This window comes from Janthinobacterium sp. PAMC25594, assembly GCF_019443505.1.
In the GTDB taxonomy this organism is placed as follows: domain Bacteria; phylum Pseudomonadota; class Gammaproteobacteria; order Burkholderiales; family Burkholderiaceae_D; genus Janthinobacterium.
Genome location: NZ_CP080377.1, coordinates 5,271,264 through 5,295,177 on the forward strand (window position 1 = coordinate 5,271,264; position 23,914 = coordinate 5,295,177).

Consider the following 23,914-nt stretch of genomic DNA (forward strand, 5'->3'; position numbering starts at 1 on the left):
GAGTGGGGGAATGTCCATGGTAGCCGATTGCCTGCCAGGATGGCCACCCGTACGCCAGGACTGTATTTGATAGGCCGGAATAAAAAACGGGAGGCAGATGCCTCCCGTGCTGCGTTGCTATTGCCAGTTATTACCAGCTATAACCCGCCTTGGCGTAGTAATAGCGGCCGTTGAAGCCGTTCGGCGCGAAGATGCTGTAAGGCTGCGTGCCGTTGACGTTCAGGTTGCCGTTGCTGGTCACTTGCGCCGGGTAGCGGTTGGTGACGTTGTCGATGCCGGCCACCAGGCGCCAGTTCTTGCCCAGTTTCACGGAACCGGACACGTCCAGCACCCATTGCGGATCATACGTCTGGTCCAGCTTGACATCGTTTTGCGGCACGGTGAAGCTGCCGTAGCGCGTCACCAGTCCGTGCACGTTCCAGATGCCGAAGCCGTAGTCGGCGGCCAGGCTGAACTTGTCCTTCGGCGACGCCACCGTGATGCGGTCGATGCTCTGGCGGTCGATCAGTTTCAGGTTGTTGGCCGTCAGGATGGCCGGATTGTCGGCGATTTTCCGTACCGTGCTCTTGTTATGGTTGTAGGCCACGGTGAGGTCCAGGCGGTCCTTGTCCTGCAGGTCGATGCGGTAGGTGCTGACGATGTCCACGCCTTCCGTGCGCGTGTCGACGGCGTTGGTGAAATAGCGTCCCGAGCCCACCGGCGTGCCCTGGGCGGCCAGGATGTTCTTCAAAGCATTGCTGAGTATCAGATTGGCCGAGAACAGGATGCGGTTGTCGATGTCGATGCGGTAGGCGTCCACTGTCGTCGTGAAGTTGCGGTTGGGCTGGAACTGCAGGCCCAGGCTGTAGTTGCGGGCCTTTTCCGGTTTCAGGTCCTGTGCGCCCAGGGCGCGCGCCTGTGGCGTGTTGACGGCGAAGGTGCCCGTCTCGATCGGCGTGTTGACGCCGTTGACGACCTGGAAGTTGGTGGTGGTGATGGTGTAGTACTGCTGTGCCAGCGATGGCGCGCGGAAGCCGCTCGACACGGTGCCGCGCAGGGACAGCGCATCGCTGAACGAATAGCGGGCCGAGCCCTTGGCCGAGGTGGTGCTGCCGAAGTCGCTGTAGCGCTCATGGCGCAGGGCCACCCCGCCCGACAGGTTTTTCGTCGCTTCCGCCTCCAGGTTCACATAGATCGATTCGTTGTGGCGCGAATGGCTGCCCGCATTGGCAGGGCGGAAACCGGCAAAGCCTTGTGAGCCGCCACCCGTGTACGACGCTGCGTCGCCTGCACCGATGCTGTACTTTTCATGGCGCGCTTCGGCACCGACGGCGACCGTCAGCGGTCCCGTAAAGTAAGACACGGAAAATTCGCGCGCCGCATCGAGATTGAACACGGTCTGTTCGTTTTTCAGCGAGCCGGCATAAAAGTGCGTGGGGCTGGCTGCGCCCAGCGACTGGTTGACCGTGTTGTCCAGGTCCAGTTCGAACTTGTTGCTGCCGTAGTTCAGGCTGGCATCCCAGCGCCAGCCGGCCGCTTCACCGCGCAAGCCTGTGACGATGGACTGGTCGGTCAATGTGCTGTTTTGTAATGGCAAAAAGCCTTCCGGGAAGAGCGGCGTGCGCTGGACGAACAGCTTCGAATTATTCGGGTCCGTGATCAGCGCCGTGCGCCAGGTGGCGGCGGCCGACGTATCACGCTTGCCATAGTTGCCGAAGGCGTACCAGTCCACATTGTCATTGATGTGGTATTCGCTGTTGAGGAAAATCGTCGCCGGCTTGCTTTCCGGGTCGCCATAGCGCTGGTTGACCTTGCCGTAGCGCGGTTCCAGCGGATTGCGGAAATCGGCGCCGGCACGGTTGGTCGGGTCGCGTTCCGCCACTTCCGCCGAGACGCGCACCCAGCCGTCGTCGCCCAGGGCGAAGCCGGCCGAACCCTTGATGGATTTTTGCTTGCCGTCGCGTTCCTGCGTCTGGCCATAGCCCACTTCGATATCGCCGCCGGCCGCGCCTTTTTTCAGGATGATGTTGATCACGCCGGCGATCGCGTCGGAGCCGTACTGGGCCGCCGCGCCATCGCGCAGTACTTCCACATGGTCGATGGCGGCCAGCGGAATGGCGTTCAGGTCGACGGGCGCCGAGCCGCGGCCCAGCGAGCCGTTGACGTTGACCACGGCCGAGGTGTAGCGGCGCTTGCCGTTCACCAGTACCAGGGTCTGGTCGGGCGACAGGCCGCGCAATTGCGCCGGACGCACGGCGTCGCTGGCGTCGGCGCCCGTGGCGCGGGCAAAGTTCAGCGATGGCAGCAGGCGCGCCAGCACGGTGGCCAGTTCGCCCGAACCCGTGCTTTGCAGGTCGCGCGAGGTGAGGATGTCGATCGGCGATTCGGAATCGATGGTGCGGCGGTTCTTGGCGAAGGTACCGGTGACCACCACCGATTGCAACTCCCCTTCGGCCGGCAGTTCTTGCTGCGCTTGCACATGCATTGGCAGGCTGAAGCAGGCGATCAGGCTGGCGGCGAGGACGGTTTTCAAGGGGAGGGCGGGAAGCTGGGAGCGGGCGGTGCTGGAACTCATCGACAATATCTCTTCGGTTAGTGGTTGCGCGGACCATGACGGTCCGATGACGAAATCAGCTTAGCAGCGGGCGAACGGCGTGCTTACGAATTGTTCTGTCTATCGATATGCAATAAATGTCTGATACTCGTCAAAATGGCGCGAGTAGTGCATATGGCCTTGTCTCCAGCATACGACCGGGCATGGCAGGCTGCAATGCTGCACCGCAGTAAATTGCTGGCTGTTGTATAAATACGACTATATGCAATCAGCATCGGTAGTCTGGCATGAAGAACACGTTCTTTCTGCCCATGGCTGTCCGAAGAAATATTCAGACTGTGATTGTGCGAGCACAGCTCTCGAATTCAAAAAATGCTTGACCTTCCAAGTGTGTCACCTCGGATAACGACTATGGGATCTGCTTCAGATCAACAAAACCAAGTCGACTCCAGTCGCGAAAGGCACAATGATGAAAGTCAAACCAATAACCCTGATCACTGCGGTGCTAGGCGCAGCATTCACCATCAGCGGATGCAAGCAGACGGCATCCTCTCCCGCAGCCGCAAAGCCGCCCAGCGTTCCCGTGGCCGAAGTGCTCGTTCGTCCGGCAACACCGTATGTCGAGTTCAACGGCTCGCTGACCGCGGTCAAACGGGTTGAACTGCGCCCGCAGGTGGCCGGCTACATTCAGGACGTGAGCTTGCCTGAAGGACGCTTTGTCGAGAAGGGCCGCAAGCTCTTTGACATCGATCCACGCGTGTTCCAGGCCGCCCTGAATGCCGCGACAGCGCGCTTGAGCGAGGCTGAAGCGGCATCGATGCTGGCCCAGGCGGAGTATGCGCGAGCCGAACAGCTGTTCGCCAAAAAGATCGTCGCGCGTGATCGTCTCGACATGGCAACGGCGGCGCTACATGCCGGCAAGGCACAGGTCGATGCCGCAAAAGCTGCGCGAGATACTGCGCAATTGGATCTGAGTTTCACGCGCGTCACGGCGCCGATCAGCGGACGTGTCGGGCAAGTCCTCGTCACCGAGGGCAATTACGTCACCAGTGGCGTGACGCCCCTGACGACGATCGTGTCCATCGATCCGCTGCATGTCTATTTCGATGTCGACGAACGCACCTATTTGCGCTCGCTTGCAGCCGGCCGGGCCAATGCCGCCCCGCATGGGACGCAGGCGGCCAAGGTCATGGTGGCGCTGGCCACGGACAAGACGTATTCGCGGTCCGGCCGTGTCGATTTCCTCGCCAACGCCGCTGATCGCGGGACGGGGACGGTGCGTGTCCGCGCCGTGGTCGACAACCCCGATGGAAAACTGACGCCCGGTCTGTTTGCCAAGGTCAGGCTGGAGACGGGGGCGCCGCAAGCCAGGGTGCTGGTTGCCGATCATTCGATAGGCACGGATCAGGGGCGCCGCTATGTGCTCGTGGTGGGCAAAGGCGACAAGACGGAGTACCGACCCGTCGAGCTTGGCCCCGTTGTCGACGGTTTGCGCGTGATCGAGCAAGGGCTGCAGCCCGGCGAGCGTATCGTCGTCAAGGGGCTGGTGCGCCCCGGCATGCAGGTGACGCCACAGTCAGCGGCGATTGACGGTACGCCCATTGCTGTGCCGAAAACCTCGGGAGGCGCGTAATGTCTTTCCCACGTTTCTTCATCGATCGCCCGATCTTTGCCATCGTCCTTTCGGTGCTGATGGTGCTCGCCGGCATCGTGGCTTTCTTCCAGATGCCGCTCAGCGAATATCCGGCCGTGACGCCGCCGACCGTGCAGGTGACCGCTTCCTATCCTGGCGCCAATCCCAAGGTGATCGCCGAAACGGTGGCGGCGCCGCTCGAGCAGGCCATTACCGGGGTCGAGGGCATGCTGTACATGTCGTCGCAATCGGCAACCGATGGCCGCATGATCCTGACCGCCACCTTCGCGCAGGGGACGAATGCCGACATGGCGCAGATCCAGGTGCAGAACCGGGTCTCGCGCGCGCTGCCGCGTTTGCCTGAAGAAGTACAGCGCCAGGGCGTCGTCACACAGAAAACCTCGCCGGACATCCTGATGGTGGTCCACCTGCTGTCGCCCGACAAACGCTACGATCCCCTGTACATGTCGAATTACGCCTACCTCCAGGTGCGCGACGAGCTGTCCCGCATCCCCGGCGTCAGCGACGTCCTGGTCTGGGGCGCGGGCGAATACAGCATGCGGCTCTGGCTCGATCCTAACCTGATCGCCGCACGTGGCTTGACGGCCGGCGACGTGATTGCCGCGGTACGCGAACAGAACGTGCAGGTGGCAGCCGGCTCCGTCGGCCAGTCTCCCGATTCCAGTGCCGCCTTCCAGGTGACGGTCAACACGCTCGGACGCTTGACCGACGAGGAACAGTTCGGCGACATCATCATCCGCACGGGCGCCGAAGGCCAGGTGACGCGCCTGCGCGACGTCGCCCGCATCGAGATGGGGGCCGATGCCTATGCGCTGCGCAGCCTGCTTGACGGCGAGCCGGCCGTCGCCTTGCAAATCATTCAGAGTCCGGGCGCCAACGCGCTTGACGTTTCGCAGGCGGTACGGGATACCATGCGGCGGCTGGAGGGCAATTTCCCGGCCGGACTGAGCTCGCGCATCGCCTATGACCCGACGGTCTTTGTGCGCGCCTCGCTTGAATCGGTGGCAACCACCTTGCTGGAGGCGATCATTCTCGTCGTCATCGTGGTGGTGCTGTTCCTGCGCAACTGGCGCGCTTCGCTGATCCCCCTGATGGCGGTGCCGGTGTCGCTGATCGGTACCTTCGCCGTCATGCATCTGATGGGATTCTCGCTCAACACCCTGTCCCTGTTTGGCCTGGTGCTGTCGATCGGCATCGTCGTCGACGACGCGATCGTGGTGGTCGAGAACGTCGAACGTCACATCGAAAATGGCGAAGAGCCCAGGCAAGCGGCAAGGCGCGCCATGGACGAGGTCACGGGCCCCATCATCGCGATCACCTCGGTGCTCGCCGCCGTGTTCATTCCGACCGCCTTCCTGAGCGGCCTGCAGGGCGAGTTCTACCGCCAGTTCGCGCTGACGATCGCCATCTCGACCATTTTGTCGGCCGTCAATTCGCTCACGCTCAGTCCGGCGCTTGCCGGCCTCTTGCTCAAGCCGCGCAAGGCCGAGGCCGAGGCCGTGCATGACCCGCGCAGCCTGCGTGGCCGCGCCGGGCGCCTGTTTCAAATGCTGGGCCGGCCGTTCCAGCGCGCGCCTGATGCCTATGGCAACACGGTGCGCAAGGTCGTCGGGGTCAGCAGCGTGGCGCTGCTGGTGTACGGCGGCCTGCTGGCGCTGACCTTCTTCGGCTTCAAGGCCGTGCCGCCGGGCTTCGTGCCGATGCAGGACAAATATTATCTTGTTGCGATCGCTCAGCTGCCGAACGCGTCGTCGCTGGAGCGTACCGAGGCGGTCGCCAGGCAGATGTCCAGGATCGCGCTGGATGAGCCTGGCGTTGAAAGCGTCGTTGCCTTCCCTGGCTTGTCGATCAACGGCTTCGTCAATGTGCCGAACGCCGCAGTCATGTTCGTCATGCTCGACCCGTTCAAGGATCGCACGACCCCCGATCTCACCGCGAGCGCGATCGCCGGGCGCCTGCAGGCGAAATTCGCCGGCATTCCCGACGGTTTCCTCGGCGTGTTCCCGCCGCCGCCCGTGCCCGGCCTTGGCGCGACCGGTGGCTTCAAGATGCTGGTCGAGGATCGCGGCAGCGCCGGACTCGATGCCCTGGTCCAGCAGACCCATATTCTGATGACCAAAGCCACCGAGTCGGGACAGGTGGCCGGACTCATGACCAGCATGGACGTCAATGCCCCGCAACTCGACGTCGCCATCGATCGCACCCAGGTCAAGAGCCAGGGAGTGCGCCTGGCCGACGTGTTCGAGTCGCTGCAGATCTATCTCGGTTCCCTGTATGTCAACGACTTCAACCGCTTCGGCCGGACCTACAAGGTGACGGCCCAGGCCGATGCGGAGCACCGCATGCAGGCCGAGGCCATCGGCCGCTTGCAGGTGCGCAATGCAGCCGGCGACATGCTGCCTTTGTCGTCGTTTGTCATCGTCACGCCCAGTTCCGGTCCGGACCGCGTGGTTCACTACAATGGCTACCCGTCGGCCGACATTTCGGGTGGCGCGATGGCCGGTGTCAGTTCGGGGCAGGCGGTTGCTGTCATGGAACGCCTGGCGAAGGAGCTGCTGCCTGAAGGCATGAGTATTGAATGGACCGACCTCACCTACCAGCAAAAGCTGGCCGGCGATTCGGCACTGTTCATTTTCCCGCTGTGCGTGCTGCTCGCCTATCTGATCCTCGCCGCACAGTACAACAGCTGGCTGCTGCCCTTGGCGGTCCTGCTGATCGTGCCGATGTGTCTGCTGAGCGCGATCATCGGCGTGTGGCTGGCGGGCGGCGACAACAACATCTTTGTACAGATCGGGCTCATCGTGCTCGTCGGCTTGGCGGCGAAGAACGCCATCCTCATTGTCGAGTTCGCACGTAGCCTGGAAATGGAAGGGGCGAGCCCGCTCGATGCGGTCATCGAGGCTTGCCGGCTGCGGCTGCGGCCCATCCTGATGACCTCGCTCGCCTTCATCGCCGGCGTCGTGCCGCTGGTGTTCGCCAGTGGCGCCGGCTCCGAGATGCGCCATGCCATGGGCATCGCGGTCTTCGCCGGCATGCTCGGCGTGACACTGTTCGGATTATTCCTCACGCCAGTGTTTTATGTGGTGATGCGCGCCCTGGCGGCCCGCTTCGAGCGTCGCGCGCCAACGACCAGGACCAGCATGAACAGGAGCACGTCATGAACCGCCCGTATCAAACAGTTGTAGTGTCGCTCAGTGCGCTGATCGTATTGGCCGGATGCGCGGTCGGCCCCGACTATTCACGGCCTGTGCCGCCGTCGCTGCCATCGTCGCAGTTCTCCAGTGGTACCGGCCAGGCGCACGCCGGTTTCATCCCGGGGGCGGTCGAGGTGGAGTGGTGGCGCACCTTCGACGATACGGTGCTGGTCACCCTGATCCAGCGGGCGCTGGCGGCCAACCATGACGTCGGCATCGCTGCCGTTCGGCTCGCGGAGGCAAAAGCCCTGCTGCGCGAAGACCGGCAGGGCTTCCTGCCGAGTGGCGGAGCCGCGCTTGCTTACGAGCAGCGTCGTTTGAGCAAGATCGAGACGCTACCGGGCCAGCCGCGTCAGAGCGAGACGTATCGCGGCACCGTCGACGCTGCCTGGGAAATCGACCTGTTTGGCCGCGTGCGGCGCTCCGTGGAGGCGGGACGGGCGCTGGCGGGCTCACGCGAAGCGTTGCTGCGCGGCGTGCAGGCGGGCGTTGCCGCCGCAGTGGCGGGCACCTGGTTCGAGCTGGGCGGCATCGAGGCTGAACTCGCTGTTGTCGCCAGCATCCGGCAAAGCCAGCGCGACAGCCTGGCGCTGGTCGAGCGCCTGATGAGCGTGGGTGCTGCCAGCGAACTTGACCGGCTTCGTGCCGAAGCCTTGCTGCGCACAGTGGAGGTAGCCATGCCCGAGCTGGAACGCCGCCGCGCGGCTTCCGTCAACGCACTGGCCATCCTCCTGGGCGAAATCCCGCAAACGTTCAGCCTTCCCGCTGCCATGCCAGCGCGTGAAGCGCTGACAGTGCGGACGATCGCCGTGGGCGATCCCGCCACGCTGCTCGCACGGCGCGCCGATATTGCGGCGGCAGAACGAAACCTTGCTGCGGCGACCGCGCGGATCGGGGTGGAGACGGCCGGTCTCTACCCCGAGATCCAGGTGCTCGGTTCCATCGGGCTCGTTGGGGGCAGTCTCGATGCCATGGGTGACGCTGGAATGCAGTCGAGCTTCCTCGGCCCGGTGATGCGTTGGAATCTGCTCGACAGGGGGCGCGTGCGCGCCCGGATCGCCGCCAGCGAGGCACGTGCCCAGGCGGCCCTGCTCGCGTATGACCAGACCGTGTTGCGCGCACTACAGGAAACGGAGGATGCCTTCAAGGCCTATGGCAGCGCCGGCAGCACGCTTGGACTGCGGCTGCTTGAGTCGGCGGCAAATCGCGAGGCGGCGCATCTTGCCAGGCTGCGGTTTGCGGAGGGGGAAGGCCTCTACCTGGATGTACTCGAAGCGGAACGCGCCGACTTTGCCAGTCAGCGTGGACTCGCGGTCGCGCGCACCAACCAGCGGCTTGCCGTTGTCAGCATCTACAAGGCACTGGGCGGCGGCTGGGAGGTTTGTGCGCAGACAAATGACGACTGCGGCGGCGCCCGGACCATTCCTCGATCGCGCTTCGCGAAACAACTCAGCGACAGGAATTGACCTTACTTAGCGGCATCCCGGGCCGATCCTGTGTATGGCGGGCCGCCCGGGCCTTGCGTCGTATCTCTTGACCACCAGTGTTGCAGGCCAAACACTGAGAGCCTACTCCAGTAGATGAATACAACCTTGTGCTCGGCTGTTGGATCGACTGGTCAGCGATGAGAGGTGCCGGTCGGCTGACGTCCTCAAGTCACTGGGAGTTTCTGTTCGCCGAAGGTCATCGTGTGCCGTGCAGTGCGCGCGCGCAATCCTTGATCAGGGCCGGACCGGCGTAAATCAGGCCGCTGTACAGCTGCACCAGCTGCGCGCCCGCCTCGAACTTGGCCAAGGCATCCTTGCCCTGCATGATGCCGCCCACGCCGATGATGGGCAGCGCATCGCCCAGTTCCGCCTTCAGCAGGCGGATGACATTGTTCGACAGTTCGAACACGGGCGCGCCCGACAGGCCGCCCGCTTCCGCGCCGTGCGGCATGCCTTCGACGGCGCTGCGCGACAGGGTCGTGTTGGTGGCGATGACGCCATCGATGCGGTGGCGCGTGAGCGACTCGGCGATGCTTTTGACCTGTTCACCATCCATGTCCGGCGCGATTTTCAGGGCCAGCGGCACGTAGCGCTTGTACTTGTCCGCCAGGCGCGCCTGGGCATCCTTGAGCTGCGACAGCAGGGCGTCGAGTTCGGACGCGCCCTGCAACTGGCGCAGGTTTTTCGTGTTGGGCGACGAGATGTTCACCGTCACATAGCTGGCATACGGGTAGACTTTTTCCAGGCACAGCAGGTAATCGTCGGCCGCCCGTTCGATGGGCGTGTCGGCGTTCTTGCCGACGTTCAGGCCCAGCACGCCGGCGCGGTTCTGGTAAAACTTCGACGCCTGCACGTTGGCCACGAAGGCGTCCACACCGCCATTGTTGAAACCCATGCGGTTGATGATGCCCTGCGCCTGCGGTAGGCGGAACATGCGCGGTTTCGGATTGCCCGCCTGCGCGCGCGGCGTGACGGTGCCCACTTCGATGGAGCCAAAACCCAGGTCGGCCAGCGCGTCGATGTAGGCGCCATCCTTGTCCAGGCCGGCGGCCAGGCCCACGGGATTGGGGAAGGTAATGCCCATCACCGTGCGCGGATCAAGCGCCGGTTTTCCGGCCAGCTTGGTCAGGCCCAGCGCGCTGGCGCGTTTCAGGGCGGGCAGGGTGAGATGGTGGGCCGCTTCGGCATCCATTGAAAACAGCAGCGGGCGGGCGAGGGAGTACAGGAATTTTTCAGACATGGGGGCGCTTTTAGGGTGGTGCGCAGGCCGCCGGGAAGGGCTGGCGGCGCGCGAAATAAGTGCCGTATTTTACCGTGTTCCACGCGGCTGTCGGGTGTATAGTTCTTGTTGGTCTGATGCAATATTGATTCCTTGCTAATTTGCATCCGGCTGTGGACTTTCCTGTTTTTTCTCTGTTCTGTTTACTTCATAAGCGAGACATCGATTGAAAAAGACACGCATCCTGACCGCCATCGCGGCCGCCAGCGCACTGCTGCTGAGCCACCCGGCCCTGGCCCTGCCCAATACGCAAGACACCCGCATGCTGAGCGAACCGGCCGTCTCCAGCCGCCATATCGCCTTCATCTATGCGGGCGACCTGTGGCTGTCGAACCTGGACGGCGGCGGCGCGCGGCGCCTCACGTCCGACCTGGGCGACAAGTCCAACCCTGTGTTCTCGCCCGACGGCAGCCAGATCGCGTATAGCGCCAACATCGACGGCAATATCGACGTGTATGTGATCGCGGCGGCGGGCGGCGTGCCGCGCCGCCTGACCTTCCACCCGGGCGCGGACCTGGCGCAGTCGTTCACGCCCGATGGTCAGGCCGTGATGTTCACCTCGCCCCGCGCCGCCTTCAATAACCGCTTCCAGAAGCTGTTCACGGTGCCCGTGGCGGGCGGCGTGGAAACCCAGCTGGAGATCCCCAACGCGTCGCGCGCCGCGTATTCGCCCGATGGCCAGCGCATTGCGTACAACCCGCTGATGCCGGCCTTCAAACAGTGGAAGCGCTACCGGGGCGGCACCAATTCCTGGCTGTGGCTGTTTTCGTCCAGCGACAAATCCATTGAAAAAATCCCCCAGCCGACCACGCGCTCGAACGACGTCGATCCGATGTGGATCAAGGACACCGTGTACTTCCGCTCGGACCGCAACGGCGAATTCAACCTGTTCGCGTATGACGTCAAGACGAAGGCCGTGCGCCAGTTGACGCGGCATGCGGATTTCCCCGTGCTGAACGCATCGGCGGCGAACGGCACCATCGTCTACGAGCAGGCGGGTTACCTGCACGCGTTTGACATCGCCAGCGGCCAGGCGCGGAAACTCGCCATCGGCGTGGCCAGCGACCTGGGGCAGACGCGCCCCCGCTGGGTCAAGAATGCGAAATACATCCGCGACGCGTCGATTTCGCCGTCGGGCGCGCGCATCGCCTTCGAGTACCGGGGCGAGATCGTCACCATCCCCGCCGACAAGGGCGACGTGCGCAACCTGACGCAGACGGCCGGCGCGCACGAGCGCACGCCGATCTGGTCGCCCGATGGCCGCTCGGTCGCGTATTTCTCGGACGAGTCGGGAGAATATGAACTGCATGTGCGCGCGCAGGACGGCAAGGGCGCCGTGAAAAAGCTCAAGCTCAATGGCAGCGGATTTTATGACAACGCCGTCTGGTCGCCCGACAGCCGGAAGATCGCGTTTGCCGATAATGGCTGGAGCATGTACGTGATCGACGTGGGCAACGGCAAGGTGCAAAAGATAGCCACGGAGCCGATGTATGGCGTCGACAAGAGCATGCGCGCCTCGTGGGCGCCCGATTCGCGCTGGCTGGCCTATACGCTCAATTCGCCCACCTACACGCGCAGCGCCTACATCTATTCCGTGGAGCAGAACAAGTCCATGCCAGTGACCGATGGCCTGTCCGACGTGGCCGAACCCGTGTTCGACAAGAGCGGCAAATACCTGTACTTCTTCGCTTCGACCAACGCAGGCCCCAGCAACAACTGGTTCTCGCAGCAGAACGAAGACAACCTGGTGACGCGCACCGTGTGGATGGCCGTGCTGCGGCGCGATTTGCCGTCGCCGCTGATCAAGGAAAGCGACGAGGAAAAGGCTGCCAGCGCGGAGAGCAAGAAAGACATGGCCAAGGCGGAAGCCGAGTCGAAAAACGAGCCGAAGATCGATCCGAAGACGGGCCGCGACGACCCGAAAGTGGCCGTGGCGCCCGTGGCGCCGATTGCCATCGATTTCGACGGCATCGCCACGCGCATCGTCGACCTGCCGCTGCCGGCCGGGCAGTTCTCCAGCCTGGCCGCCGGCGCCGCCGGGCAGATCTTCCTGCTGCGTGAAAGCGACGGCAAGAAGGCCGTGCAGCGCTTCGATTTGAAGGAGCGCAAGGCGGAAACCGTGGTGATGGAGGCGGACGACTTCGAGGTGTCGGCCGACGGCAAGAAGCTGCTGTACCGGCAGAAGGACAACTGGGCCATGGGGTCCGCCACGGGCAAGCTGCTGGCGCCGGGCGAGGGCAAGATCAAGGTCGACGCCATCGAAGTGAAAGCCGATCCGCGCGCCGAATGGACGCAGATTTTCAATGAAGTCTGGCGCATCAACCGCGACTATTTCTATGACCCGGGCATGCATGGGGTGGACTGGAAGGCCATGCGCGACAAGTACGCCGTGTTCCTGCCCGAACTGGCTAGCCGCGCCGACCTGAACCGCCTGATTCAATGGATGTGCAGCGAACTGGCCGTGGGCCACCACCGCGGCGGCGGCGGCGACGATTTTGTCGAGGCGAAGAAAGTGCCGGGCGGCTTGCTGGGCGCCGATTACGAAGTGCGCGACGGCCATTACCGCTTCAAGAAGGTGTATGGCGGCTTGAACTGGAATCCGGCCCTGCGCGCGCCGCTGACGGAGCCGGGCCTGAACGTGAAGGCGGGCGAATACCTGCTGGCCGTCGACAGCCGTCCTTTGCTGCCGCCGACGAACTTGTACAGCGCCTTCGAGAACACGGCCGGCAAGGCCATCGACCTGACCGTGGGGCCATCGGCCGACGGCAAGGGCGCGCGCACGATCACCGTCGTGCCCGTGCCGACCGAGGATGCCTTGCGCAACCGCGACTGGATCGAAGGCAATATGCGCAAGGTCAATGCGGCCACGGGCGGCAAGGTGGCGTACGTGTACGTGCCCAATACGGCGGGCCTGGGCCACACTTACTTCAAGCGCTATTTCTTCCCGCAGGCGGACAAGCAGGCCATCATCGTCGACGAGCGTTTCAATGGCGGCGGCAGCGTGGCCGATTACTACATCGAGATCCTGCAGAAGAAGGAAATCGCCTGGTGGACCATGCGCTACGGCGCCGACATGAAGACGCCGTCCGCCTCGATCCAGGGACCGCGCGCCATGCTGATCGACGAGACGGCCGGTTCGGGCGGCGACCTGCTGCCGTGGATGTTCCGCAAAAACAACATGGGCCCGCTGATAGGCAAGGCGACGTGGGGCGGCCTGGTGGGCGTGCTGGGTTTTCCCGTGCTGATGGATGGCGGCTTCATCACGGCGCCGAACCTGGCGTTCTGGACGCGCGAAAACGGTTGGGGCGTGGAAAACGAAGGCGTGCCGCCCGATATCGAAGTCGAGCAAACGCCGGCCGACGTCATCGCCGGACGCGATCCGCAACTGGAAAAGGCGATCGAGGTGATTCAGGCCGAACTGGCGAAGAACCCGCCCGCGCGGCCTGCGCGTCCGGCGTTTCCGGACAAGAGCAAGTAGGTCGGATTAGGCGCGAAGCGCCGTAATCCGAATTGTATCGCCAACCCGCCAACAATGTGTCGGATTACGCGCCTTGCGCTAATCCGACCTACCTTGCACTGTTCGATTCACCCGGTAGGTCGGATTAGCGAAGCGTAATCCGACACCATTGTTTGACCCCGGGTTTACAGGATCACCCACTGCCCCTTGATGCGCGCTTCCAGCGGCTTGAAGTTGATTTTATACGCCATCTTCGGGCTTTGTTCGATCCAGTAGCCCAGGTAGATATACGGCAGGTTCAGTTCGCGCGCCTGGGCGATTTGCCACAGCACGTTGTAGGTGCCGTACGAGGCGCCCGGCACGTCGGGATCGAAAAACGTGTAGACGGACGACAGGCCATCGGCCAGCACGTCGATGATGCTGACCATGCGCAGGATGCCGGCGGCATCGCGAAATTCCACCAGGCGTGTGTTGACCCGGCTTTGCAGCAAAAATTGCGCGTACTGGTCGCGGCTGTCCTGGTCCATGCCGCCGCCCGCGTGGCGCGTGCTCTGGTAGCGCAGATACAGTTCGTAGTGCTCGTCGAGGAAGGACAGGGTGGCCACGCCCGCTTGCAGGTCGGCGTGCCGGTTCCAGGCGCGGCGCTGGTTGCGGTTGGGGGTGAACGATTGCGCCACCACGCGCACGGGGATGCAGGCCTGGCAGCCGTCGCAGTACGGCCGGTAGGTGAAGATGCCGCTGCGGCGAAAGCCGTTGCGCACCAGTTCCGAATACACGTCGCTGTTGATCAGGTGCGAAGGCGTGGCCACCTGCGAGCGGGCCTGGCGGTCGTCCAGGTAGCTGCACGGATACGGTGCCGTCGTGTAGAACTGCAGGGTGGCAAACGGTAGTTCGTTCAGGTGCGTCATGCTGATCCTGTCTGGTCTGGCCGCGGCAATGGATGTCTGTGTGAAGCTATCATAGCTTTTTTACGTCGGTGGCGCAGCATGCCAATCGGTGATTTGCGCTGCTTCAATGGCGATCCTCACATGGGCCAGGAAGCGCGCGCGCGAAATGGGCGCCGCGCCCAGCGAGGCCAGGTGTTTTGTTTCTTGCTGGCAGTCAATCATGGTCACGCCGCGCGCCCGCAAAAAGCGCACGAGGTGCGCCAGCGCGATTTTCGACCCATCCGAGACGCGCGCAAACATCGATTCGCCATAGAACATGCGCCCGATCGACACGCCATACGCGCCGCCCACCAGTTCGCCGTCCAGCCACAGTTCCGACGAGTGCGCGTAGCCCAGCTTGTGCAAGCCCGTGTAGCCGGCGATGATCTCGTCGGAAATCCAGGTGCCCGGGCCATCCTTGCGCGGCGCCGCGCAGGCGCGCATGACGGCGTCGAAATCGCCGTCGAAGCGCAGTTGCCAGCGCCCGTCCGTGGCGGCGCTGCGCTCGACCTTGCGGATGGCCTTGGCCAGGCTGTCGGAGACCTTGAAGTCCTCTGTCATCAGCACCATGCGCGGATCGGTGCTCCACCAGAGTATGGGCTGGCCCTCGGAAAACCAGGGGAAGATGCCGTGCCGGTAGGCGTCGAGCAGGCGCGCGGGCGACAGGTCGGCGCCGGCCGCCAGCAGGCCGGGCGCTTCATCGGTGAGGGCGCGCGAGACGTCGGGAAAGGGTGTGTGGATATCGAGCCAGGGAATCATGCCATCGCAATGGTAATGGGGTGGATGGGCTTACTCGGCGTCGGCGCGCGCCATCGGGCGCGTGATGTCGCCCGTATGGAAACCATAGCTGCCGCCTTCGCGGATTTTCACGCGGTCGGCAAAGAACAGTTCCAAGGTGGCGCGGATGGTGGGGAAGGCCAGGTCATCCCAGGGAATCTGCGCTTCCGTAAACAGCTGTACCTCCAGGCTTTCGATGCCTGGCGCGAAATCGAGGTCGCGCAAACGCGCCAGGTAAAACAGGTGCACCTGGTGCACGCGCTGTACGTTGAGCAGCGAAAACAGGGGTCCCAGCTCGATATTCGCGCCTGCTTCCTCCACCGTTTCGCGCTCGGCCGCGTCGGACGTGGTTTCATCGTTTTCCATGAAGCCGGCCGGCAGGGTCCAGTAGCCGAGGCGCGGCTCGATGGCGCGCTTGCACAGCAAGACCTGCAGCTGGCCATCCTCTTCCCATACGGGAATCGAGCCGACCACCATTTTCGGGTTCTGGTAATGGATGGCGTCACAGTTGGCGCAGACATAGCGCGGACGGTTGTCGCCTTCCGGGATGGACAGGCTGACAGGATGGGCGCATTCGGAGCAGAATTTCATGGGTGGGCTTCGGAAAAATGGGTGTCTGGTGTAACGCTTACTGTACACCGATTGCGTGCTGTGTGGCGTGACGAGCGGACACAATGCCAACCGGCAATTGGCCAAGTTTTATAATTAAATAGCTCTATTGCAGTCTAAGTTGAGATAGCTATTGCCTAAGCCACCCGTTTGCCCTTATAATTCGAGTGCGGGGTGGAGCAGTCTGGCAGCTCGTCGGGCTCATAACCCGAAGGTCACAGGTTCAAATCCTGTCCCCGCAACCAATACCGGAAAGCCGCTGACTCTTGCAAAAGATCAGCGGCTTTTTCCATTTCCGCCGATGGGCAATACCCGCCAGGCAGGGCAGGCATGACATTGTCAATTCTTGCCCTTTACGCCGCGCAACAATCTGGTATATAATTCGAGTGCGGGGTGGAGCAGTCTGGCAGCTCGTCGGGCTCATAACCCGAAGGTCACAGGTTCAAATCCTGTCCCCGCAACCAGTTTCTTAAGTCGTTGATTCCCAAAGGTTTTCCCTCAGTGTGCTAGGGTTTTCGGGGGTCTCGCAAGTGTAACACCAAGCAACGCGCCTCGGATGACTTCGAAGCGCGTTTTTTTTCGCCCGTTGTGCGCCGGGGCCGCGCCCAGGGCGCGCATGTGAGTTGCGGGCGGGATTCCTAGGGCTTGGGCTGCGGCGTCGCCTGCGGGTCTTCCTCGGGCATTTTGATAGTCTTGATGTTGCTCCCGCGACTGACGCCATTAATCTCTCGATTGTCGTTCGTCTTCGCCCCTTCCGATCTAATGCTTCCGACGCATGTCGCATCGCGTTGCGATGGGATGCGACAGTCCGCAGCCGACGCCGTGGCGCCCGACGCTGCAAGCATTGCCCCAAGAGCGGCGCTAAAAATGGATTTGCATGAAAACATATTCCCTCCTGTGGGCCAGTTCCAAGCCCTTCTGATAGATTGCGCCAAGGCTGGATGCAGAGCAAGGCCTCGGCGCTCTTCCTTCGCGCTTATTGCTCTCCGGGGCCGCGTGTAGGGCGCGCCTGCGAGCTTCGGGCGGGCGCCTGCTGGATTCCTCCGGGCTTGGCCTGCGTCGCTGTCTGCGGGCCTCCTGCGTCGCCTGCCGACGCGCCGCGAGCGCTTGGGCTGTCGCTGTCGGGCATTGCGTCTTGCTTCTCTGTCGTCGCTGCTCCCGGCTGCTCCTTGCCGCCGCCGTCGCCGCCTTCCTTGCCCTCCTTCTTGTCGCCACCCCTGCCGCCTTGGCGGGATAGCGATTTCGTTGCTGCTGCAACACTTGCCGCGCCTGCGGCGCCTGCGATCTTCTCGCCAGCTCCGCCCAAGCCTGTTGCAGCTTCGCCCATTTGCTCTTTGCCACCGCCAACCCAGCGCAAGATATCGGAGCCGATTTTGTGAATGAATCCGATGACGTGCTTGATAAGATAGACGGCTGAACCAAAGTAGATCGCGATCATCATGATCGACGTTCCAAGACCGGCGAGCGAGCCAGTTTGCGACATCTTGAACGCTGATGCAAAGACTTCATTGAACGCGCCGAGCACGGGGCCGAGAGCGGTCAACGCGGCGACATAGCCGAGCGTGATAAGGCCGGGCCGCAGCGTCACGCCAAGAAGCAACAAATAGCCTTGCCGGGCATTGCCCGCCAAGCCGTCACCGTGGGGATTCAAGTGCATCACCGCCCACAATGGCGCCGCAATTACAGCCTCAATGCATAGCAACAGCCATCCGCATGTGGCGCCGAAATAGAGCAAGAAAGGCAGCATTGGCAAGAAGACGGCCCCGCTCGCGGCGAAGACGAGGAGCGTCGAACAAATGGCTATCATTATCCAGCCGACAGCATTAAGAGCGCCCACCGCAGCGCCTGCAATAGCTTTCGATGTGCCGAGTGTGAGCACGCCGAGCACCTCGCCCCACGCGCTTCCATTCGTTGCCTTCGTCGCTTCGCTCGCTCCGACCATCGCCACACCTGCGACAATGCCCAGCTCGGCACCGACCATTAAATTATCGCAGAAGTCTTTCATTGCCATCAGCGGGTGCCGATCTTGATTGAGCGTGAGAGCGCCCAAAACCCCATCGGTGAAAATTGAGGCGCTCAGGTCTTTGGCGACGCGCGACAGTGGATTGCTCGAATCTCCGACGCGTCCCGCCGCGTCTACTACGTCTTTGTCTGCGATGCGTGCGCCGCCACTGCGAGACACAATGCCCGCGAGAGCTTGAACAAATTTGCCAGTATCGCCGCCAGCGGCGTAGCTATTCGAGTCGAGACTTGGGGACGTAGCTGTCGGAACGTCGGCAATTGCTCGCCGAACTTCGCCCTGCATCTGAGCCGATTTCATAAACCACGCACCAGCCAACAACCAGCCATCTTCCTTAGCGGCGTCCATAAATTTCTTCATGTCGTCCTTCTGCGTGAAGACGCTCGCGGACGCGGCGACGGTCTTTTGATATTGAGAAATTGAGGCGTTCACTGCGGCGATGACGTTCGGCTCCTTGCCCTCATCCTTGGCGAAGGCCACGACTTCGAGGGCTATCTTGTTCATGTCTTTCTCCATCGTCGAGAGGGCCGCGATGTGAGCATCCTGCACAGTGTTGAGAGCGCTCGGGTCTGTCGTTGTGCCAAGCAATGATGCCTTAGTTTTTGCTGCGGCGAGGCGGATCGTGTTGTAAGCGACGCCGCCGCAATCATTCCCGCCATTGATGCCGTAAAACCGCGCGCCGACGCTGCTCTTTGCTGTCATTTTTGAATTCATGCCTTCGACTACGCCGCTGTTATAGCCCTCAACGCATAGCTGCGAGATAAGCACGCCCTTGGCAAGCTCGGCAACAGCTGGCATGACAATGGTCGGAGCCATCCCTTCGACAGTGCTCGTCGCGTCAATGTATTTGCTCCAAACATTATCAGCAAAGGCGACGCCTTGCCCGATAAGGAAACCGAAAAGCATCTGAGCGACGCAATAGCCGCCCGCCACTGGCACGACCATGCCGACGCCGAGAGCTGTTCGGATGGGTATCCACATGCTGCTCCACTGCTTGCCCAGCATGTCGCCGTCGTGAGCGGTCTGCATCGCTCCGACAACGAGAGTATATGCAGCGATGATGCCGCCGATGGTCATCATGCCCGCATTAAAGACGCCCATAGTTTTCTCGAAGGCACCGGGAACGCCGCCGCATTCTGAGAACATCGAGCCAAAAATGGGGACGAGGAAGAGTTTAACGGCCTGCGAATTGCAAGAGACTTCGAAGAACGCCGCCGCATTCGCGGCGGTGGGCAAGAGGCCAAGGCCAAGCAGTGTGAAAAACTTCCACGCCCTCGCGGCCCATTTCGTCATGTTATTCATTGCTGCCCTCCATTTTGTTTTTGTTCTTCGTTGTCGTAGCTAATCAACGCTCGAAGCCGCGCCTTGCGGTCGTGTTCTGCTAGTCGCTGCCGCTGTTTTTCTTCCTTCTCTTCCGCTTGCTCTTGATTCTTCGCCAGCCGCTTCGCCTCGCGCTCGGCGGCTTCGCGGGATAGCTTCCTGTCGATGTGTTTGCTTGGGCGGCAGAAGGCCCGCCATGCGTTCGGCGAGGATTGCCAGAAGGCGACGAGGCCGAAGGCGAGGACGATGATAAGGGCCACCATCGCGGGGGCTTCGGCGATTCGCTCAAAGACATTTTTAAGAAAATCGACGACTATCGCGACGATGAAAAAGGCGACGACGATGCTCGTCCTGACAACGTGGCCGGGGGCGCGCCTAAGCGCTTGAATGATTTCGCCGCGGTGCTCTGCCATGCCTTTCTCCCGTGTGTGTATGTGTTCATTTTTAACACACGAAAAGCGCCGGGGCCAGGCCGCCGGGCGCCTGATTTTCGGCGCCCGATTGGCGGCGAGCGCTGCTTCGCAACGCTCGCCGGTTGCTCTACGCTCGCGGCGCTCGCGTAGGTTGAACGCTTGGCGGCTGCGCTTCGCGCTGCCTGCGCGCGGCCAAGCGTGAAGCCATCGAGGGCAAGGCGGGGGCTTCCGTGGCCGCTTCCTTGGCGATTTCCTCGGGCTTGGCGGCGGTGGGTATCGCTTCGGCCTTGGTTGGTAAAGGGTGGGATTCATGCGGCTTTTTAGCAGCCTCTGGCGGCAGAGCTGGCGGGCGCTGCTCGCCCGCTTCCTTGGCGATTTCGGTGGGCAAGGTCTCGCTAACAGGATCGGCCTTGGGTGTCGGCAAGGCATTGGGGAGCGGTGGAACGGCTGGCGGCTGGCTCTCGCTCTTCGAGCGCGTGGCCTCGGCCAGTGCCTCGGCCATGGCGGCAGGCTTGTCTAGCGCTTGCTCGATGATCTTGCGTTGCTCGTCGTCGAGATAGTCAAGCGAATAATCGGCGCTCTTGTCAACGCTGAGAGCGCGGCCTAGCGTTTTTAGAGTCGTGTCCTTGCCCTTGCCGTCGAAGGTCTTCGAGGAAAATAGAACAGTTTCGGCGGTCGAGCGGCTGGCTGCAACGTAGCCATTTTGCTGGCATGCTCGCTCGTCGATGTATGCGAACGCTTTCGCGACTGTCGCGCCTTGTGCTCCGACCGCTGTCGAGCAATATGCGTAGGATAGATTAGCGTAGTCCCGGAGGCCTATTTTTAGCTCTGTCCCGTTCGCGTGTTGCAACGTTAGAAAGGTCTCGCCACTGGGCGCCTTGCCGACATGCGAAACCGTGCAAGTCTCGCCATTTCGGACTTGCTCGCCGCTTTTTAGCTTTTTGTTTTTCGTGAATTTCAAGCGGTCGCCCGTGCGGATTTCGACGGCAAAGGCTTCTGTCCCCTTCGAGTTCTCGAATTGCATGAAGTGGGCCACCTTGCCCAGCTCGCCGCGCTCGATCAAGAGCCTGCGGGCTTCGTCGTTGACGATCTTGGCTTGCTTGTGTGTGCTTGCCATCGCGATTTTTTCGGTCATAGGTTTCTCGTCGTTGATGTATGAATAAGCCAAGGCCCGAAGCGCGGCGCCCGGATTCTCGAACGCTTTAAAGCAATCATTTGCGGCGAATGTCGTCAAGCCTTCGATGCCTCGGCCTTCTTTCATGTCGTGAACGGCGGCGAGGTGCCAGCCGATTTTTTGGCGCTCAATGTCTGAGAGAGTGGCATGGGCGTGAGTCTCTTGCATGCTCGCAAACCAGCCGCCGCCGCGCGCGATAGCTCCAAATTGGGCTTTGTCGCCGATAAAAATAAGTTTGGCGCCCGTGGCGTCGCTCGCTTGCAACAGCTCCAAAATTTGAGCGCTGCCGACCATGGCGGCTTCGTCAACTATGATCGTGTCCCGCTCGCTTAGCTTAGTCTTGCCGCTCTTGATGGAAAAAAGAAGACTGTGAAGCGTCCCGCCCTTGCCGATGCCCGCTCCACTCTTCAAGCCTTCCGCCGCGACTGCGGCGAGGCTGACGCCGTGGACAGTCTGCCCGCTGGCCTCTTCAAGATCGCGAACAGCTCCCGCCGCGAAAGATTTGCCTGTGCCTGCTGAACCCTGCACCAAGCCGACGCGGCCACACGTTGCGAGCGCCTCGGCCATTTTTCGCTGTTCATCTTTAATCTTCACAGGCTTGCCGAACTTTGCCGACATGCTCGTCTCGTAGCGTGTCATTGCGGCGGCGGTTGCCTGCTCGCTGCGGTCGTGCCGGTGGTCTTGCGTTGCCGCTTCGTAGAGCTTCGCCAGCTTGATCTCTTCGACGAGAGCGGCGGCGGTTGTGTAGAGCTTGCGGCGCTTGGGCGCTTGCGGGACTTTGCGGGCATGCCGCAATGCGTTGATCTTGTCGCTTTTGAGTTCGTGCAAGCCCAAATCGAAGATGGCCGCATCTTTCAAAAATTCGTCCGTGACTCTAATGCACTCATCTCGCGATAGTCCACCGTTCCGAGCAGCTTTCTGAGCGACAGCGCAAAGCAAATCTTTGCGCTCAAAGGTGCTTTTGTTTTCTGTGAGAGCGTCCGCAAGCTCTTGAACATTGAGTGCCGCAAGGGCATTTTGTTTTGGCGCTTTTCTGAGCGCTTCGATAGCCTTTGCATCGAGACCAAAAGCCGCTCCGCGAATAGCCCAGCCTTCCCGCATATCCTCAGGGGTTGGCTCCTCTTTCGCTTTCCGAGTGTTTGCCCATGCCCTCTTGTCGTCGCTCGGGTTGCTCATGTCGAGGCCTTTGGCCTCCGCGTGGGCCATAATTTCGGCATGACGCTGTGAAAATTCTAGCTCAGCCTCCTCGCTGATTCCCGCGACTTTAAAAGCCCAGCCGTTTCGTGGGCTTTCTTCGATGCCGAAACCAAGGCGGCCCAAATTCTTCGCAAGCTCGCTTGCGTAGATGCTGCCGGTTTCTTTTTGCAGTGTTCTAATGTCTCGCTCGTCGAGTGATCCCCAGCTACCATCCTCGCGCCGTGCCGCCGCAAAGATGACGTTATGACTGTGCAAGTTGGGGTCTATTCCTCGCTCGCCCTCGCGTGTCGCGAAGTGCAGGAAGCTCGCCACTGCCATGCCGTCGCACTTCTCGCGCCGTTGCCCGCCTTGGCCCGTCGCGATTTCTAGCTGCGTCCCCATCCATTCGATTGCAACAGCGTTCGCCTCTGCGTGCGCTTTGATGATCTTAGCCCGCGTCGATTCTGACGCAAAGGCCATCAGCAAGTCCACGCTTTTCGGCGGCGTCATCACGCAATCGAAGCCTAGCTTTTCCCTTTTCTTGCTGCCCGCGTTTGTCGTTAGCTTGCTCTCGTCGCTCGGGTTTAAACCTTCCAGCAATCGCTCGAATCCCCTCGCAGTTACCGCCTTACCTGCGATTCCCAAAGCCTTTGCTCCGCCGCCAAGGTAGATGCTCGGGCTACCTTTCTCGCCGTCTTTCTTGACGTAATAAGCTGAGCAAACGGATTCAAGCAAATAGCTTTTAGCGTCTTCGGCGTTTGATCTGTCGATAGTATGCGGCGCTGTCATCATAATCTTCCCCTCTTTTTTTGCTGCTTCTGCTTGTCCGATTCCAGCCTTATCGCCGCAAGCTTTTTTGCCGCTTCTCTCGCCGCTTTCGCTGCGCTGTCCGCTTGCTCTTCGAATGCTCTCAGCGTCTCTTCTGTGATGTATTCATCTGTGCTTAGAATGTCGCAAAGCTCTTGCCTTGTCGCAATTTTTAAAGCCCTCGCGGCTCGAAAGGCGGCGAGGGCTTTGGTCATGTTCTTGAAAGCTAAGGCGGGTTTTTTCATCGCTTCGACTCTTGTTGCTTCTCGATTCCGAGTATGTCAGCAAGGGCTTCGATGGCTTGATAGATGCTATTGCTATCTTCATCGCGTAGCAGTTTTTCCGACATTCTCCGCCGCTCATGCTCTTCAAGAATTTGAACGATTGCCGCGTGTCGCTGCTCTGCTTGCTCCAACATTTTTGATGCTTGGCAATGCCCGGCCAAGGCGTCGCGCATCAGATCGGCCCGCGTCTTTCCAGCCGCCGCCGCCAAGGCGTCCAGTTCTTCGACGAGATCGACGGCAACGCGGACATGCAACGCCGCCATGCTTTTAGCCTTTGGCTTTTGCTTTTGGTTTTTCATTGTTGGCCTCTCGCTGCTCGAATTTGTTCTCGGCATGCTTCAATAGCGGCATCAATTGCCAAAGCTTGCTTGGCCATGATGGCCTCTTTCTCCAACTTTTCGACAGCCTCTTGCGTCTCTTCTTCTAACTCTTCGAAGAATTTGACCGCTGCAATTTCGAAAAATTTTTCGACGGTCATGCCGCGAAATTTTAGAAGCGAAGGAAGCCCAGCGGCCACCTCTGCCGGGATTTTGAAGTGCGCAAGCACCGAATTTTTGAAAATCATCTTTTTATGCTCCCCGTTTTTGCATAGCGTTACATGAGTGCTTTTCGCGTGTATCTGAAAAAGATACACCTCCCCCCCTTTAACCTCCTCTAAGCTCTCATGGCCCGGAGTTGGATACAATAGCCGCCCATCTGAAACGCGTAGCCGCGTCGGCGACGTATCCACCGGATACGCGGCAACGCCTGAGCCGCTGCGGGTTTGCCGCGTGTTCGGTGCTGTTTCGGTCTACGCTTTCTTTG

At 61.4% G+C, this 23,914-nt stretch carries 15 protein-coding genes and 2 tRNA genes; 6 read left to right on the plus strand and 11 right to left on the minus strand.

The features are described from left to right. Positions 1-130: 130 nt before the first annotated feature. Complete coding sequence (locus tag KY494_RS23675) at positions 131-2,554, minus strand: TonB-dependent siderophore receptor (RefSeq protein ID WP_219888439.1); 2,424 nt, start codon at positions 2,552-2,554, stop codon at positions 131-133. Between the two features lie 445 nt (positions 2,555-2,999). Here KY494_RS23675 and KY494_RS23680 point away from each other — a divergent pair, with 445 nt between their 5' ends. From KY494_RS23680 to KY494_RS23690, 3 genes are read left to right on the plus strand one after another with little or no spacing between them, the layout of a single operon-like run. Continuing rightward, positions 3,000-4,166 carry an efflux RND transporter periplasmic adaptor subunit gene (locus KY494_RS23680; RefSeq protein WP_308836396.1) on the plus strand — a complete coding sequence of 389 codons (1,167 nt, stop codon included), beginning with the start codon at positions 3,000-3,002 and terminating at the stop codon, positions 4,164-4,166. After that, positions 4,166-7,348, plus strand: a complete 3,183-nt coding sequence (locus tag KY494_RS23685; protein WP_219888440.1) for an efflux RND transporter permease subunit — start codon at positions 4,166-4,168, stop codon at positions 7,346-7,348. The genes KY494_RS23680 and KY494_RS23685 overlap by 1 nt, the downstream gene beginning before the upstream one ends. After that, positions 7,345-8,847 carry an efflux transporter outer membrane subunit gene (locus KY494_RS23690; RefSeq protein WP_219888441.1) on the plus strand — a complete coding sequence of 501 codons (1,503 nt, stop codon included), beginning with the start codon at positions 7,345-7,347 and terminating at the stop codon, positions 8,845-8,847. Before KY494_RS23685 ends, KY494_RS23690 begins: the two co-directional genes overlap by 4 nt. A gap of 217 nt (positions 8,848-9,064) precedes the next feature. Here the strand turns inward: KY494_RS23690 and KY494_RS23695 are convergent, their stop codons facing one another. Beyond that, positions 9,065-10,108 carry a quinone-dependent dihydroorotate dehydrogenase gene (locus KY494_RS23695; protein ID WP_219888442.1) on the minus strand — a complete coding sequence of 348 codons (1,044 nt, stop codon included), beginning with the start codon at positions 10,106-10,108 and terminating at the stop codon, positions 9,065-9,067. A 205-nt stretch (positions 10,109-10,313) separates the two neighbouring features. Between KY494_RS23695 and KY494_RS23700 the strand changes: the two genes are divergently transcribed. Next, positions 10,314-13,625 (plus strand): S41 family peptidase, encoded by a 3,312-nt coding sequence (locus KY494_RS23700; RefSeq protein ID WP_219888443.1) that lies wholly within the window; start codon positions 10,314-10,316, stop codon positions 13,623-13,625. A gap of 164 nt (positions 13,626-13,789) precedes the next feature. Here the strand turns inward: KY494_RS23700 and KY494_RS23705 are convergent, their stop codons facing one another. From KY494_RS23705 to KY494_RS23715, 3 genes are read right to left on the minus strand one after another with little or no spacing between them, the layout of a single operon-like run. Continuing rightward, on the minus strand, positions 13,790-14,512 hold the full coding sequence (locus tag KY494_RS23705) for an arginyltransferase (RefSeq protein ID WP_219888444.1): 723 nt from the start codon (positions 14,510-14,512) through the stop codon (positions 13,790-13,792). Positions 14,513-14,572: 60 nt separating this feature from the next. Continuing rightward, a complete protein-coding gene (aat, locus tag KY494_RS23710; protein ID WP_219888445.1) occupies positions 14,573-15,289 on the minus strand; it encodes a leucyl/phenylalanyl-tRNA--protein transferase in 717 nt (238 codons plus the stop codon). A 30-nt stretch (positions 15,290-15,319) separates the two neighbouring features. Further along, complete coding sequence (locus KY494_RS23715) at positions 15,320-15,898, minus strand: NUDIX hydrolase (protein ID WP_219135951.1); 579 nt, start codon at positions 15,896-15,898, stop codon at positions 15,320-15,322. A 186-nt stretch (positions 15,899-16,084) separates the two neighbouring features. Between KY494_RS23715 and KY494_RS23720 the strand changes: the two genes are divergently transcribed. Then, positions 16,085-16,161, plus strand: a tRNA-Met gene (locus KY494_RS23720). Between the two features lie 142 nt (positions 16,162-16,303). Beyond that, positions 16,304-16,380 (plus strand) — tRNA-Met (locus KY494_RS23725). Positions 16,381-16,892: 512 nt separating this feature from the next. Here KY494_RS23725 and KY494_RS23730 read toward each other — a convergent pair. From KY494_RS23730 to KY494_RS23755, 6 genes are all read right to left on the minus strand, one after another. Continuing rightward, complete coding sequence (locus KY494_RS23730; protein WP_219888446.1) at positions 16,893-19,238, minus strand: DotA/TraY family protein; 2,346 nt, start codon at positions 19,236-19,238, stop codon at positions 16,893-16,895. Further along, the gene (locus KY494_RS23735; RefSeq protein ID WP_219888447.1) at positions 19,235-19,669 is read right to left on the minus strand and encodes a hypothetical protein; all 435 of its coding nucleotides are present in this window, start codon (positions 19,667-19,669) and stop codon (positions 19,235-19,237) included. The genes KY494_RS23730 and KY494_RS23735 overlap by 4 nt, the downstream gene beginning before the upstream one ends. Positions 19,670-19,796: 127 nt before the next feature. Further along, a complete protein-coding gene (mobF, locus tag KY494_RS23740; RefSeq protein WP_219888448.1) occupies positions 19,797-22,811 on the minus strand; it encodes a MobF family relaxase in 3,015 nt (1,004 codons plus the stop codon). Next, positions 22,808-23,071, minus strand: coding sequence for a hypothetical protein (locus KY494_RS23745; RefSeq protein WP_219888449.1), 264 nt, complete (start codon positions 23,069-23,071; stop codon positions 22,808-22,810). The genes mobF and KY494_RS23745 overlap by 4 nt, the downstream gene beginning before the upstream one ends. Beyond that, positions 23,068-23,409 (minus strand): ribbon-helix-helix protein, CopG family, encoded by a 342-nt coding sequence (locus KY494_RS23750; RefSeq protein WP_219888450.1) that lies wholly within the window; start codon positions 23,407-23,409, stop codon positions 23,068-23,070. The genes KY494_RS23745 and KY494_RS23750 overlap by 4 nt, the downstream gene beginning before the upstream one ends. Continuing rightward, positions 23,406-23,675: a hypothetical protein gene (locus tag KY494_RS23755; RefSeq protein WP_219888451.1), complete on the minus strand. Its 270-nt coding sequence runs from the start codon at positions 23,673-23,675 to the stop codon at positions 23,406-23,408. The genes KY494_RS23750 and KY494_RS23755 overlap by 4 nt, the downstream gene beginning before the upstream one ends. Positions 23,676-23,914: the final 239 nt, after the last annotated feature.